This is a genomic window from Sphingobium lactosutens DS20 (assembly GCF_000445105.1).
GTDB lineage: Bacteria > Pseudomonadota > Alphaproteobacteria > Sphingomonadales > Sphingomonadaceae > Sphingobium > Sphingobium lactosutens.
Window position 1 is genome coordinate 1 of the sequence record NZ_ATDP01000109.1, and the last position, 14,086, is coordinate 14,086.

Consider the following 14,086-nt stretch of genomic DNA (forward strand, 5'->3'; position numbering starts at 1 on the left):
TGAGAACGGCGGAGCAATATTCGACCACGGTAGCGGCGGGATAGTCCTGCTGCGGGCGGCGTAAAAGTCGTCCACCTTGAAGCCTTTCTGCCGAGTCAGGGAGGTGTGGGGATCTACAGCGTGGAACTTTATCTTCAGGTCCGTCTGGCTTGCGCGGATGGCATGAGCCAACGGGCGGCGGCGAAGCGTTTCAATGTGTCGCGCGAAACGGTACGCAAGATGCTGTCGTTTTCATCGCCGCCGGGTTACCGGCGCCAGTCCGTACCGCAGCGCCCGAAGCTGGACGGGTTTGTGGCGATCATTGATGGATGGCTTGAGGGTGACCGCAGTGTCCCGCGCAAGCAACGCCATACGGCGAAGCGGGTATTCGACCGTTTGCGCACCGAGCATGGTTTCACCGGCGGCTATACGATCATCAAGGATTACATCCGGGAGCGCGAACAGCGCAGCCGGGAGATGTTCGTGCCGCTGGCGCACCCTGCGGGAGATGCGCAGGCCGATTTCGGGGAAGCGCTGGTGGAGATCGGCGGGGTGGAGCAGAAGGCCTACTTCTTCGCGCTCGATCTGCCGCACAGTGATGCCTGCTATGTGCGGGCCTATCCGGCGGCGGTGGCGGAGGCCTGGGTGGACGGACACGTGCATGCCTTCGCGTTTTTCGGCGCGGTACCGCGCTCGATCGTCTATGACAACGATCGCTGCCTTGTGACGAAGATCCTGCCCGACGGCACGCGGCAGCGTGCCACGCTGTTCAGCGCTTTCCTGTCACATTACGTGATCCGCGACCGCTATGCTCGCCCGGGCAAGGGGAACGAGAAAGGCAATGTGGAGGGGCTGGTAGGCTATTGCCGGCGCAACTTCATGGTGCCGATCCCGAAGTTCCCGACCTGGGAGGCGTTCAACCTGTGGCTGGAGGAGCAATGCCGCAAGCGCCAGCAGGACAAGGTGCGCGGGCAGAGCGAGACGATCGGTGAGCGGCTGCAGCGCGATCTCGCGGCCATGCAGCCTCTGCCCGCTACACCCTTCGAGGCCTGCGATCAGAAAGGCGGGAGGGTCTCCTCGCAATCCCTGGTGCGCTACAGGACCAACGATTATTCGGTTCCGGTGGCCTGGGGCCATCAGGAGGTCTGGATCAGGGCCTATGTCGATGAGGTGGTGATCGGCTGCCGCAGCGAAGTCATCGCCCGTCATCCTCGTTGCTATGCCCGCGAGGAGGTTGTCTTCGACCCGCTCCATTATCTCCCGCTGATCGAGCAGAAGATCAACGCATTCGACCAGGCTGCGCCTTTGCAGGGCTGGGACCTGCCCGAAGCGTTCACGACACTGCAGCGGTTGATGGAAGGGCGCATGCACAAACATGGCAGGCGCGAATATGTGCAGGTACTGCGCCTGCTGGAAACGTTCACCCTCGCCGATCTCCAGGCGGCGGTCGAACAGGCCATCGATCTTGGCGCCATCGGCTTCGATGCCGTCAAGCACCTCGTCCTGTGCCGGATCGAACGCGTACCGCCCAGGCTGGACCTGGACGTCTATCCCTTCCTGCCACGCACCACGGTCGAGAAGACCTTTGCCAGAGCCTATCTGAGCCTGCTCTCCGACCGGCAGGAGGCCGCATGAGCGATCAGGCCCCGGAGATCCTTCTCGCTCACCATCTCAAGGCGCTCAAGCTGCCTACGTGCCTGCGTGAGCATCACAAGCTCGCGCGGCAATGTGCCGCTGAAGGCGTCGATCATATCCGCTTCCTCGCCCGCCTCGTCGAGATGGAAATGATCGACAGGGAGCGTCGCATGGTCGAGCGGCGCATCAAGGCCGCGCGCTTCCCCGCCGTCAAAAGCCTCGACAGCTTCGACTTCGCCGCCATCCCCAGGCTCAACAAGATGCAGGTGCTCGAGATGGCGCGCTGCGAGTGGATCGAGCGGCGTGAGAACGCCATCGCTCTGGGGCCATCAGGCACCGGAAAGACGCACGTAGCGTTGGGGCTCGGACTGGCAGCATGCCAGAAAGGACTGTCGGTGGGCTTCACCACCGCGGCAGCGCTGGTCAGCGAAATGATGGAGGCCCGCGACGAGCGCCGTCTTCTGCGCTTCCAGAAGCAGATGGCCGGATACAAGCTGCTCATCATCGACGAACTGGGCTTTGTGCCGCTCTCCAAGACCGGCGCCGAACTGTTGTTCGAGCTGATCTCCCAGCGTTACGAACGCGGCTCCACCTTCATCACCAGCAACCTGCCCTTCGACGAATGGACCGAAACCTTCGGATCTGAGCGTCTCACAGGCGCGCTCCTCGATCGCCTGACCCATCACGTCAGCATCCTCGAGATGAACGGCGAAAGCTATCGCCTCGCGCACAGCCGGGCCCGCAAGGCCAAAACCAGACCCTGAAAATTACACCAATGCCGGGGGGAGTGGCCCTCGGGCTACGCCCTCACGCCACTCCCCCCGGCATGTAACACGATGGCCTGGTTTTACGCCGCCGAATGGCCGACTTTTGCTCCGCCGTTGACATTCGCGGTTGGGGGACTGTTCCGCACGTACCAGCAAGGCTAGGTCCAACGTTCCAAGACGGTGCAGAAGCCAGGGACGGGCTGGCTCTGAATAGCGTAAAAGGCTGTGAACTGCTTTCTTGGCCGACATCCACAAGGCTCGTCCGCGACGATCGGGCGCCATATCATGTTTGATATGGCCATAGGCCTGGAGAGCAAGACTTTCCCGCCTGCCCGGAGGCCTGCGGCCGACGACAGTCAATGAACTGTTCAGGATTTCGTGGCGATGCTGGAAAGCCTCACCCGTCGTAAGCAGGGCGGCAACCGACTGCCCGTCGATCCTGTGCTTACGAGCGAACGCGTTGAGAAGCCCCAGCTCTTGCCCGAGGTCACCCGGCCGCCGCGCGCGTGCGGATGCTCCATGAAGCAGCGGCCCACCCAGTCATGCGCGTTTCCTATTCCCGTGGGCATGACCGAGGTCGAAGCAAGCAGCAGCCGCGCGTTCTCGATACCGCCCGCCGCAAGTACATAATGGCGCGCTCGGACCTTGATGCGTTCACCGGACGAATTGGCAACGTCGAGATGATCCACGACTGCGCCATTGGGAGCGACTCTGATTTCCCTTACGGTTGCATGCGTGATGATGCGACATCGCGGATGTTCCTCCAGATCCTTACAGTTTGGAAAAGAGAAGCGGCCATGCACGTCGTCGAACGTCCAGATTTTCGGACGAATGCGATCTGGATCAAAGACAGGAATGGCAATGTCTGATGCGGCCAGGCGCCCCACCATCGGCGGATCCTTCAGCCCCAGCAGCTTGCGCGCTCTACGGTAGTAGGGTTGCATTTCGGCCCAGCTGATCGGCCAGCCCGAATGGGGTATCCAGGGACGTTTCTCGAAATCGATTGGATCGAGTTCCGCGCTGCGCCCACCCCATATGGCAGTCGTCCCGCCGAAGAAGCGCAGCCGCGCGTGCTCGAGATCATAATAATCAAGACCGGAAATTTCGCCTTTGTTGAGCGCGGCTGTCCCGGGCTCATAGTCGAGGCCACCACTTTCCAGGAGCATGACATCGTGTCCCGCCTCGAGCAGAAGGCGTGCCATGCTGATACCCGCTGCGCCGGCACCGATCACACATATTTCGGTCAGGAAATCCCGGCCAGCGACCGCGCTGAGGTCACGATGCATGATTTGCTCCACGATGATCTGCGGTCCCCTGCCCGGCTCCCTCCGAAGCACAGTCTGATGGCGCATCCGAACTCTTTGTACTTGGCGCAGGATCGCCCTGCTCGACGGAGGTCTCTCCCTCGGAAAACCGAGATGCCGTCCATGATGGATCGCTGTCGGCGGAGTTTTGACCACGCGGGGCGGGCAGCTTGTATTGGCTGACGTCCTCGATCCTGGCGTTATCACCAGCCGGCTCAGTATACACTGCGCTGGTTTTTCCGCGCAATGCGTCGATCTCGCGCGCTCGGCGACGCAGATACTCTTCGCGAACTGTCGAGAATGGATCCTCCGATCTCTCGTGGACTTCGCGAGCGCGTACGCCGGCCTCTGCACGCTCATCCAGCAACCTTATCGTCGTCGTAGGGACTACGAAGGCAGGATCGTTGAACGGCGCGCCCACGGCGACTGGAAGCACCGCAAGATCAAGCATCCGCCCGGAGAGGTCGCGGACGGTGGTCGGACCGATCAACGGAAGATAGAGGTAGGCTCCCGGCCGAACGCCGTAGTAGCCGAGCGTATTGCCAAATCCGTTTACCCGGCGTGGCAGCTTAAACGGGGGCTTCGAGGCTACATCAACAAGGCCGGCGACGCCTGCGGTCGAGTTTAGGGCGAACCGTCCCGCTGTCTCCGCCGCCTTCCCGGGTTTGATTTGCAGGAGATAGTTCACGAAGTTCACCGGCTCCTGAAGGTTCCTCAGGAGATTGCGGATGCCCGAGCGCATGGGGCGTGGCACCGCTTTCCTGTAACCATCAGCTACCGGGCCAACGAAAGCCTGGTCGGCAGCCTGAACCATATTGAAAGAGGCCCTGTTGACTGCCTCGATAGGATCGTTTGATGGCGCGCGCGCCCGGCCTGTTACGATAATCGACTGTTGCCCATCGCCGTCCATGGGCGAAGGATCGGATAAGCTTTGCCCTTCGCCACCTTGCTCGACTACCTGTCGTCCGCAAATTACTTCCGTGGCCACCTCGCTTTGTGCTGACCCGGCAAAATTGGGAGACGACGGAGACAGGTTTTGATGTGTCGGACCGGGTAGAAAAGGGCCTGCAAACGCAAGGGTCAGATGGAGGATGATGGTTGGTGACGACACAGCCGGTTCCTTGCGAAAGTCGGCGGCAATCTGGTCGTGCGCCAAACGGTTCGAAGAGAGATTAGGAGCGAGCGCTCACTCTCATATAAATTTATGCTTGGCAGGATCGGCTGTCAACCACTCAACGGTGCATGGCCATAGGCGGTGCGCCAAAAAACACTTCAAACTGCGGCCGCTAACATGGCATTTTTGAGAGACGACGTCTCACTGGCATTAAGCGACCGATTGCGTGTTGCCTGTCAGGCAAAGAACGAGAATCACATCGCCCCAGTTGGATATTGGATGATGCTCGAAACTCGGGTCGAGTACCGTTTCAATGCAATCTCGAGCGCCTGCAAGAGGGCGCGAATTGCCTTGATCGAAGGCCTGCGGCAGGCGTCATATAGTCCAGCAGGATAGCGTCCGAGGGCTCCTCAGTCTTGCTCGGGATCACCGACGATATGCCGCCGGGGTTTTCGGCAAGAAGCGCCCCCGCGGCGGGAGACAGGACATAAGCGGCGCAATGTGCTTTCATAAACTTGTCCCAGTCGGGCTCGGCACGCGCTCCGATGGTTTCGTTCTTGAGAAAGCGCCGCTCCTTCATCGCGAGAACCAGTAGAAAATGTCAAAAGACCAAAGACCGCAGTTCATGATCGATTTTCTCACGGCGCTTCGCTCATCAGCTCCCAAGGATGAATGTTTCGGTGCCCTCGCCGGGGCGGAGCGGGAGATGATACTCGGTCGATAGCACTGCCTTCTATTGGACCTGACAATCAGCTGATCTGGGCAGCCGCCAGTCTTTCCCGCGCAACTTTCTGGGGGCCAGCGTTGAGGGTACGGATTGGCAACCTCGCCAGAGCAAGCATAAGTCGTGGCATCAGCCAAGCCGCGTGTTACGAAGCCTTCGTGCCGCTCGCTACCTCCTCTTCAGCGGAGGCAGAGCGTGATCGCTTCTCAGTTCTTGGCGTTCACGGGGTCTTTCTGCTCGATCCGTGCCGCCTCGGAGTCTGCCGTCACGGCCATGCAAGCCGACGCCCAGGCGTCACTGTCGTGCTTGAGTGCCAGTTGGAGATAGGCAAGCGTCACCTTCTGGACGACCGCCACCCGTTCGGGGCTTTCGTCCGTGGTCTCCGTGACCTCATAGCCCGAGATACCACCAAGCATATGCTCGCCCCTGTGAAGCGTGAGCAGCGCCTCGCCGCCCGGGCTGAGGTGGAAGGGATCGCCGAACCAGTCGGGTCCGCGCACCGTCAGCGGAGACTGATCCGCGTCACCGGCGACGACGAGCGTTCGCGTCGTCATCTCGGCAAAATTCGAGTCGAGATATGGGGTTATCTGGCGTCCGAGATCGCTGAGGTCGGCCCCGCCCCGGCCGCCGGACGCCAGGAGAATGCCGGCCTTGATCCGCCGATCGGACAGATCCTCGCCCTGCTCGCCGTCACCGATCATCCGGGCGCCAAGCAGCATGCTCACCGTCTGTCCACCGAACGAGTGGCCCACGGCCGCGACAAGGTCGCGGTCCATTCGCCCGGCAAGACCCGGCAACGCCCTTTCGGCGAGATCGAGATGGTCGAGGATCCGTTTCATGTCGTCCACGCGCGTCCGCCAGATCGATGGACGCCGCGGATCGTCGGGTGTCAGGCCGAGCCGTCTGGCGTCGAGGAAGGTTGGCTGGATCACGACAAAGCCGTGCGAAGCCCAGTAATCGGTAAGCGGGGCATAGCCGTCCATTGAAGAGCCATGGCCGTGCGCGAACAGGACGATGGGCAGCGTCTCACGGCCTTCAGGTGCCGAGATGCGCAGTTGCAGATCCTCGCCGCGCTCGGGCGCTGACAGTCTAAGTCCGCGCACCGAGTGAATGGCACGTGGGGCACTCATGTTCGCGTCGCGCAGGAGAGAGTGGCCGGCCATAGCATCAACCTTTCGAACTGAGCCGACCGGGCAATGGTCGGCGACTTTAAGTCACTACAATTGACCTGCTCCAGATATGTGACCTATTTGACCGGGACAAGAACGCATATTTTTGGAGCCAGGTCATATGGATGCGACCGCTTCGCTCAATTTGTTCGAAAACTGCAGCGGCGTGGGCGAAGTGCTGAGCCGTATCGGGGACAAGTGGACCGTCCAGGTCGTAGTCGCGCTTCATCAAGAGCCGCGCCGGTTCAATAGCCTGAAAAAGCTGGTGCCCGGCATCTCGCAGCAGATGCTGACGCGTACCCTCAAGGCGCTGGAAAGGGATGGAATGGTCAAGCGGATTGTGCACGATACGACGCCGCCGCAGGTCGAATATTCGCTGACCGAGCTTGGCCTGTCGCTTTCGGACCCTGTCCGGCGTCTCGCAGAGTGGGCGATCGCGCATCGTGATGTAATCGGGCGCTGTCGCGATGTTTTCGACACACGGTCACAGAGGTCCGCCAAAGATGGGCAGCATCGCGGCCAGTAAGTCGCAGGAATGGGCCGGTGCTGCGCCATCGTTGGCGGACGAAAGCGCCCGGCGCGAATTAGACAAAGGAATGAGGTCTTCAACCACACAGGACCAGTCGCCAGCGTCGCGACATTTCTCGATCGCGATCTTGCTGTCGAAAAGGGGGGAATGCGGATGTCAATGAACTGCGCAAACTTTTGCCAGGCTGGCTTACGCTCGACCAATGGTCGCGCGCCCTGGAGATAAACGGCTGATGGAGGCTTTCGACACGCGGTCCAGCACTAGCGCCATGCTTCGACAGCGCAGGCTTCTTTGCCTTCATCCCCTTCCTCATCCACGGTAGAGTCTGTCTGATGAACAATTCCGCGAAGCGAGCGCTCCGCTGAGTGCCGCTCAGCCCGCAAGCATAGCTCTTCTGCGGCCCCGATCGCGGCGGCCAGCGCGCAATCATCATGTTCTCGCTCATCCGGAGCTGTCCGCTCAACGATGTCGCCCCCCGGGACTGGCTTGCCGCCCTCCTCGTTCGCATCATCGATCATCCCGTCGATCGGCTTACCGATTTACTCCCATGGAGTTGGAAATCGACGGTGTTGAAGCTCGAGCCGTAATCTCATAGCATCACCCTATGGATCTTGACCCCCAACCCGAACTGATCGAATCCTCTTTTAGCCGGTCTATGGAACAGGCAGGGGTACGGCTGACCATCAACATCGTGCGGCTCGCCACCGAGCGCGGCTGGTCCCTCGAGGTCGTCAACGAGCACGGCACATCGACTGTCTGGGACGACCTCTTTGCAACCGACCGCGATGCAGATGCGGCATTCCGCGAAGTCCTCGCCAAAGAGGGCTTTGAGGCATTCATCGGCAAGTAAGCCACAAGATCCGGCAGAGAACCGCGTTCAACTGCGGCCTCTACCGGATGCATACGGTTGTCTGCGCCTGCGACTTCAGTTGCGGCGAGCGGCCCAAAACCTTCAGGAAGGCCTGTCGCTATTGCGGTGTGCTCACCCAAGCTTCGACGAAGAACTTATCAGTCGGCTGTCAGGTGATCGCGGCCGTGTCGGCGGTCAGGGCGGTGCATATAGTCAGCCTGCCAGCCGGACGTACGATGAAAACAATCGCAGATTTCTCGTGGCTCTGCGAAGCGGCCAAGGGACGTCAAGCTCCGTTGCAGCTCCGCGTCGGGCCGTCAGGGGGCAAAAGACCGACAGGCAGCGATTAAGTCGTTTCGATGCGAAAGGATTACTGTTCATTTTGGGCTGTGCACCAAATGGTGGCAGGAACCGGGCGAAGCGAGCGGAGTGCTCGACCTGGTTCCTGCCATTCGCACCGTCAGTCACGGTGAGCGTGCACGGCTCAGTCAGCGAGAAGCGCGGTGACCGTCTTGGTTTCGGTATAGTGGAGGACACCCTCCTCGCCGACCTCACGACCCCAACCCGACTCCTTGACACCCCCAAAGGGCGCGGACGGATCATTCATTCCATGCGTGTTGATCCAGACCGTGCCCGCCTGCAGACGCCGCGCAGTCAGGTGCGCGCGGGACAGATCGCGGGTCCAGATGTTCGCGGCAAGGCCGTAACGCGTATCATTCGCAGCAGCTAGGGCTTCATCGACATCATCGAAGGGCGTCGCGACCAGCACCGGACCAAATATCTCCTCGCGCACGATGCTGGAATCCGGTCCTGGATTAGAGAAGATCGTCGGTTCCACGAAATAGCCGCCCTCCCCGCCAACGCCACCGCCGGTCACGATTTCCGCGCCGCTCGATCGCCCCTGTTCGATGTAATCGAGGACACGTTCCTGCTGCGCCCGCGAAACGAGCGGACCAAGCATCGCGTCGGGGTCGCGGCCATGACCAAGTTTGAAGCTTCGTGCGGCCTGCGCCACCCCTTCGACTACGCGATCATAAACCGAGCGCTCAACATAAAGCCGGGAGGCGGCGAGGCATACCTGGCCCGAGTTGAAGAAGATGGCGAGCGCAGCGCCGATGCTCGCTTTCTCGAGATCGGCGTCTGCGAAGATCAGCGAGGGAGATTTGCCGCCCAGTTCGAGCGTGACGCGCTTCAGATCCTTCGCAGCGGTTTGCACGATCTGCTTCCCTACGCGCGTGGAACCGGTGAAGGCGATCTTGTCGATACCGGGATGCTCGACCAGGGCCTGTCCCGCCTCATGACCATAGCCAGTGACAACATTGAGCACGCCTTCGGGAAGTCCTGCCTCGAGCGCCAGTTCGGCAAGACGCAGCGCCGTAAGGGGTGTGACTTCCGACGGCTTCAGGACGATGGTACAGCCGGCTGCCAAAGCCGGCGCGATTTTCCAGGCGGCCATTGCCAGCGGATAATTCCATGGAACGATCTGCCCTACGACACCGATCGGCTCCCGGACCGAATAGCTGTGATACTGCCGCCCGTCACCGGAAATCGGGTTCACCTGACCACCGATCTTGGAAGCCCAGCCTGCCATGTAGCGAAAAATGTCGGCAGCGGCGGGAACGTCAACCGCCATCGCGTGATGGACTGTCTTCCCATTATCATAGCTTTCGAGGAGCGCGAGTTCACCTGCATTGTCCTCGATCTTGCGGGCGATCGCCTCGATGATCCTGGCGCGGTCGAGCGGCCGCATTCGCGACCATGAATGGGACTCGAAGGCAGTCCGAGCACGACGAACGGCCTTGTCTACATCCTCCGCCGTTCCGGCAGGCACGCTCGCGAAGACCTTACCCGTCGCTGGGTCTTCGATGTCGATCCGCTTGCCGGCGCCCGCTTCATATCGCTCACCGCCGATCAGCATCCTCGTATCGGGAAGCCGAACCTCAAATCCCGGTTCGCCATGCAATTGCGGATCGATCATCGTAAGCGTATTCATGTCAGGTCTCCGAAAAGAAAAAGAAGGGGTCGCGCTCGCCTTCAAAGAGCGCGACCCAGGGGAGAGTTCATAACCGGACCGAGAGGCTGAGACCGAACGTGCGCGGACGTCCAGCGAACCTCACCGTCGTGTCGGTAATCCGTGTTGCGTTCGACCAGTAATATTCATTCGTCAGGTTTCTTACGAACGCGCTGATCTTGTAGCGTTTGTTGTCGAGGTTGAGGCCTGCACGCAGATCGATCAGCGTATAGTCTGCGATGGTGAGGCCGCCTTCTGCGGTGAGCGCCGGCGATGGCGTCTGCCTTGCATCGCCAAGCACGGCCTTGGTGTCGCTCTGGAAGCTCATGTTCGCGCCAATGAATGCGCCGACATCATCACTCAAAGCCCAATCATACTGCCCGTCTATGACGATCTGGTATTTCGGCGTATAGGGGAAAGCAGAACCGCCGAAATCGGCCTGATTCCCGTAACTATCATAGTTGACGAAGCTCCCCTTGATCTTGGTGTTGAGGTAGGTCCCGCCGATGCTAAAGCGCAGGCCATCGGTTGGCGCGAGATCGAGTTGGATTTCGGCGCCCTGTACGCGTGACTTGGGAACGTTGACGAGCGCCTCAAGCGGACCGAAAATGTCGGGATTTGCAACGACCCGACCCTTCAACTGTTTGTCGCTATAATCGTAGTAGAAAACAGCGCCATTGATTTGCGCGGTTCGGTCGAGCAACGTCAGTTTTGCGCCCAACTCATAGGCAGTGACCGATTCCTGAGTGACCGGATTGAACTGGTTGGCGTCGCTCGCCGAGAGCAACGGGAAACTGCCGGACTTATATCCTTTGCTGACCGACGCGTAGAGCAGAATGTCCCTGTTCGGCTTGAAATCCAGGCCAGCCCGCCAGGACACATTGTCTTCATCGAGCGATCGACGAACTTCACCAGCGGTCAAGGTCGAAGCATCGATAGTAACGCAAGCGTCAGGTTGAATGTCGATTGGGCCGAGTCCCGCGCCTCCCCTGATGAAGTTCAGCAGATTTTCTATTCCCACGCCCAGCGCGTTACCGCGATCGGCCGTGCATCCCGCGAAGTCGATGTTGGTCTTCGTGTAACGAATGCCGCCATGCAGCGTGAAGAAGTCGCCGATGTCATAGTCGAGATTGGCGAAGACAGCTTTGTTCACGAACTTCTGTTGGGCATATTGGTAGTAACGGAAGAACGGAACGCCCACGCCGGCATCGACCAGCTGGTATGCCGAGGTTGAATCGGGGTACGCTGCTTCGTCATGCTGATAGGTCTTTTCGCGGGAATAGTTACCACCGATGATCCAGCTCAGGTCGCCCGTCTTCCCGCCCAGACGAAGCTCTTGCGAAAGCGCGGTGATACGGCCGGTCGTGTTGTAGAAATAGCCCTGGAGGGCAACGCCGTCCGGATCGATATCCGCGTCGATGTCGTATTTCGACCAGCTTGTGATCGAGGTCAGAGTGATGTCGTCGTTGAGATCGAGATCGCCACGCAAGGACGCCTGATAATACCAGTCGTCGCGTTTGGGATCCTGGCCCGGTGTCCAGTCGGCGGCCCGGTTATTGTGAGGCGCGATCGGGTAGCTGTAAAACTCTCCCGCGCGCGCCGGGTTGCCCAGCGGCACCACGCCTATGAGTTGGGCTGCCTGTCCATCACTTTTGTCGATGAAACCATTGAGGTTGAGCTCAAAGCGCAATGCGTCGGAAGGCTCGAAGTCGACGAGCAGACGGCCTGTCGTGAAATTCCGATCGCCAAGCTTTTCATCGCGTGTGTAACTGCGCTGCCAAGCACCGCCCTGCTCGGTGCGGACGGCCACGCGCGCGGTGATCGTGTCGCTGATCGGGCCGCTCACGAAACCGCCGGCTGTCACCTCGCCAAAGCGGGCGATACTCGCGTCGAGGCCAGCCTTGAACGTCGTCGTCGGCTTGGCTGCGATATAGTTGATCGCGCCACCGGTCGCATTTGACCCGAAAAGCGTGCCTTGCGGGCCCTTGAGTACCTCTACGCGCTCGAGATCGAGCGTCGCGCCGCGCGTCATGATTGAAAAGGGTATCGCGACCTGATCCTGGTAAATGCTGACCGTAGGCTTGGCAGCGAGCGAGGTATCGTAGAAGCCGATACCGCGAAGGGTGTAAACCGGCGTCGCAAAGGCGCTCTCGGTATAGTTGAAACCCGGAACGATCTTCCCAAGATCGGCAACGTCGGTGATACCTTGGTCCTGCAATTTCTCGCCTGAAGCCGCCGTGATAGACAGCGGGACATCATTGAGCGCCTGCTCTCGCTTCTGCGCGGTCACGATAATGTCGCCGATCCCGGATTCCGCTTGCGGCTCTGCGCTCGCGGTCTGGGCAATCGCCGGCGATTGCATCGCAAATACGGAACAGCCGGCAACAAATAGAATCCTTCCTCTCATAGCATTATCCTCCCTCAAGATCGCCCATATCTTACAGGCTTGTTTCCCGGACTTGATTGACCGGTCTATTGGCTATTGCCGACGGGGCGGGCACGAACCGCCTCGTCGGATATCGTAAGTCAGTTTTTGGTGAAGCGGATCGGCAAGCTCTTGTACCCGCCCACGAAGTTGGTTTCGACCAGCCGCGGCTCACCGGCCAGTTCCACGGACTTAAGATGCGGAAGCAGTTCTTCGTAAAGAACCCTCATCTCGAGCTTGGCGAGATGCTGGCCAAGACACATGTGGGGGCCAAAACCGAAGGCGATATGCTGGTTGGGCGATCGCGTTATGTCGAATCGATCGGCATCTGCGAACACTTCCTCGTCGCGACAGCCGGACGGGTAGCAGATCATCAGACGGTCCATTGCACGGATAGTCTGTCCGCGCAGCTCGGTATCCTCGGTCGCGTTGCGCATGAAATGCTTGACCGGCGCGGTCCAGCGAATGGCTTCGTCGACAAGCTTGGGTATCATTGCCGGGTCGGCTTTCACCTTGTCCCAATTCTCGGGATAGAGGAGCATGCCGTGCAACCCGCCTGCAGTCGACGAAGAGGTCGTGTCATGTCCGGCGGTCGCGATGGCGACATAATAGCCATTTGCCTCCGCCCGCGGGATCGGCAGGCCATTGACGCGGGAGTTCGCGATCAGTGAGAGCAGATCGTCGTTGGGCTGCTCCCGGCGCGCCGCGCTGAGCTTGTCGAAATAGCCGTAAAAATCTTCCAGCGTCGCAGCCCACATTTTAGCACCGACAACCGGATCGGCCGCAATTTCCGGGCGCTGCTCCTCAGGATCATGAACGCCGAAGAACTCCTGCGTCAGCTTCAGCATGCGGGGTTCATCTTCGGGGGGAACGCCGAACAGCGTCATGATCACGCGCAACGGATAGTGCAGCGCAAAATCCTTTACGAAGTCGCACTCGCCATCGAAGCTCAGCAGATTTTCGACCGACTGTCGTGCAAGAACCCGCACCTGGTCCTCGAGCTTGCTGATCTTACCGGGGAGAAACCAGTTCGAGGTCACGGAGCGGAAGCTGCCATGCTCGGGCGGATCCATATACGTCAGCGACGAGAGAATCCGCAGCGATCCATTGTTGATCTCGCGCGTAAACGCATCGGATGCCTGGTCGTTCAGCACCGGATTGTGATCGGCGTTGTGAAACAGCTTCGCGTTTTTTTCAACTTCGCGGATGTCCGCGTGCTTCGTCACGATCCACAGCGGATCGTAACCGGGTACTTCGGCTACGCCGAGCGGCATATTCTCGCGGAGCCACTTGAAGGCGCCATAGACGACCTCGTCATTGGTGTAGGATTTGGGGGAAATCACGATCCTGGCGATGTCGTCCGGAATCATGGGACGGGTGTCGGATTCAAACGTAGTGGCCATGCATATACCCTCTCCAGCGGCTTAATCAGCCCTGCTGCGTTGCGTGTGCCGCAGACGTAACACTGGACTTTGACCATCGTCAATCTTATAGGGCGGTCAGACCATTTAACCGCACCTCCGATAAAGATACGTGTAATCAGTTAGTTATCAGCAGGTGCAGAGCATCCACCCTCCGC

The 14,086-nt window shown here is 59.9% G+C and carries 10 protein-coding genes and 1 pseudogene; 5 read left to right on the plus strand and 6 right to left on the minus strand.

The window, feature by feature from the left end; genetic code table 11:
* Window positions 1–120 precede the first annotated feature (120 nt).
* Window positions 121–1,614 (plus strand): IS21 family transposase, encoded by a 1,494-nt coding sequence (gene istA, locus RLDS_RS52405; protein WP_011950768.1) that lies wholly within the window; start codon window positions 121–123, stop codon window positions 1,612–1,614.
* Complete coding sequence (gene istB, locus RLDS_RS52410; protein WP_007686288.1) at window positions 1,611–2,378, plus strand: IS21-like element ISSsp5 family helper ATPase IstB; 768 nt, start codon at window positions 1,611–1,613, stop codon at window positions 2,376–2,378. Before istA ends, istB begins: the two co-directional genes overlap by 4 nt.
* 371 nt (window positions 2,379–2,749) lie before the next feature.
* Here istB and RLDS_RS52415 read toward each other — a convergent pair whose 3' ends face one another.
* From RLDS_RS52415 to RLDS_RS52430, 3 genes are all read right to left on the minus strand, one after another.
* Window positions 2,750–3,667 carry an FAD-dependent oxidoreductase gene (locus RLDS_RS52415; RefSeq protein ID WP_021228472.1) on the minus strand — a complete coding sequence of 306 codons (918 nt, stop codon included), beginning with the start codon at window positions 3,665–3,667 and terminating at the stop codon, window positions 2,750–2,752.
* Window positions 3,657–4,796, minus strand: coding sequence for an MlaA family lipoprotein (locus RLDS_RS52420; RefSeq protein WP_161626761.1), 1,140 nt, complete (start codon window positions 4,794–4,796; stop codon window positions 3,657–3,659). The genes RLDS_RS52415 and RLDS_RS52420 overlap by 11 nt, the downstream gene beginning before the upstream one ends.
* A gap of 933 nt (window positions 4,797–5,729) precedes the next feature.
* On the minus strand, window positions 5,730–6,686 hold the full coding sequence (locus RLDS_RS52430) for an alpha/beta hydrolase family protein (protein ID WP_052034221.1): 957 nt from the start codon (window positions 6,684–6,686) through the stop codon (window positions 5,730–5,732).
* Window positions 6,687–6,813: 127 nt separating this feature from the next.
* Here RLDS_RS52430 and RLDS_RS52435 point away from each other — a divergent pair, with 127 nt between their 5' ends.
* The 3 genes and pseudogenes from RLDS_RS52435 to RLDS_RS52445 all read left to right on the plus strand — a co-directional run bounded on the left by RLDS_RS52435 (window position 6,814) and on the right by RLDS_RS52445 (window position 8,071).
* On the plus strand, window positions 6,814–7,218 hold the full coding sequence (locus RLDS_RS52435) for a winged helix-turn-helix transcriptional regulator (protein ID WP_021228477.1): 405 nt from the start codon (window positions 6,814–6,816) through the stop codon (window positions 7,216–7,218).
* Window positions 7,219–7,514: 296 nt separating this feature from the next.
* Window positions 7,515–7,808, plus strand: a pseudogene (locus RLDS_RS57110) (transposase domain-containing protein); the annotation flags it as partial.
* Between the two features lie 17 nt (window positions 7,809–7,825).
* Window positions 7,826–8,071 (plus strand): hypothetical protein, encoded by a 246-nt coding sequence (locus RLDS_RS52445; protein WP_021228479.1) that lies wholly within the window; start codon window positions 7,826–7,828, stop codon window positions 8,069–8,071.
* A 484-nt stretch (window positions 8,072–8,555) separates the two neighbouring features.
* On the opposite strand, the gene RLDS_RS52450 is transcribed toward RLDS_RS52445, so the two are convergent.
* The 3 genes from RLDS_RS52450 to RLDS_RS52460 form a co-directional block, all read right to left on the minus strand.
* Window positions 8,556–10,064 (minus strand): aldehyde dehydrogenase family protein, encoded by a 1,509-nt coding sequence (locus RLDS_RS52450; protein ID WP_201767516.1) that lies wholly within the window; start codon window positions 10,062–10,064, stop codon window positions 8,556–8,558.
* A gap of 67 nt (window positions 10,065–10,131) precedes the next feature.
* Window positions 10,132–12,489 (minus strand): TonB-dependent receptor, encoded by a 2,358-nt coding sequence (locus RLDS_RS52455; RefSeq protein WP_031299150.1) that lies wholly within the window; start codon window positions 12,487–12,489, stop codon window positions 10,132–10,134.
* Window positions 12,490–12,608: 119 nt separating this feature from the next.
* Window positions 12,609–13,910, minus strand: a complete 1,302-nt coding sequence (locus tag RLDS_RS52460) for a cytochrome P450 (RefSeq protein ID WP_021228482.1) — start codon at window positions 13,908–13,910, stop codon at window positions 12,609–12,611.
* Window positions 13,911–14,086: the final 176 nt, after the last annotated feature.

What these genes read in the sequence shown, in the direction of transcription:
- istB (WP_007686288.1), top strand. Translation starts at nt 1,611, where the DNA reads ATGAGCGATCAGGCCCCGGAGATCCTTCTCGCTCACCATCTCAAGGCG.
- RLDS_RS52415 (WP_021228472.1), bottom strand. Translation starts at nt 3,667, where the DNA reads ATGCATCGTGACCTCAGCGCGGTCGCTGGCCGGGATTTCCTGACCGAA.
- RLDS_RS52430 (WP_052034221.1), bottom strand. Translation starts at nt 6,686, where the DNA reads ATGGCCGGCCACTCTCTCCTGCGCGACGCGAACATGAGTGCCCCACGT.
- RLDS_RS52435 (WP_021228477.1), top strand. Translation starts at nt 6,814, where the DNA reads ATGGATGCGACCGCTTCGCTCAATTTGTTCGAAAACTGCAGCGGCGTG.
- RLDS_RS52445 (WP_021228479.1), top strand. Translation starts at nt 7,826, where the DNA reads ATGGATCTTGACCCCCAACCCGAACTGATCGAATCCTCTTTTAGCCGG.
- RLDS_RS52450 (WP_201767516.1), bottom strand. Translation starts at nt 10,064, where the DNA reads ATGAATACGCTTACGATGATCGATCCGCAATTGCATGGCGAACCGGGA.
- RLDS_RS52455 (WP_031299150.1), bottom strand. Translation starts at nt 12,489, where the DNA reads ATGAGAGGAAGGATTCTATTTGTTGCCGGCTGTTCCGTATTTGCGATG.
- RLDS_RS52460 (WP_021228482.1), bottom strand. Translation starts at nt 13,910, where the DNA reads ATGGCCACTACGTTTGAATCCGACACCCGTCCCATGATTCCGGACGAC.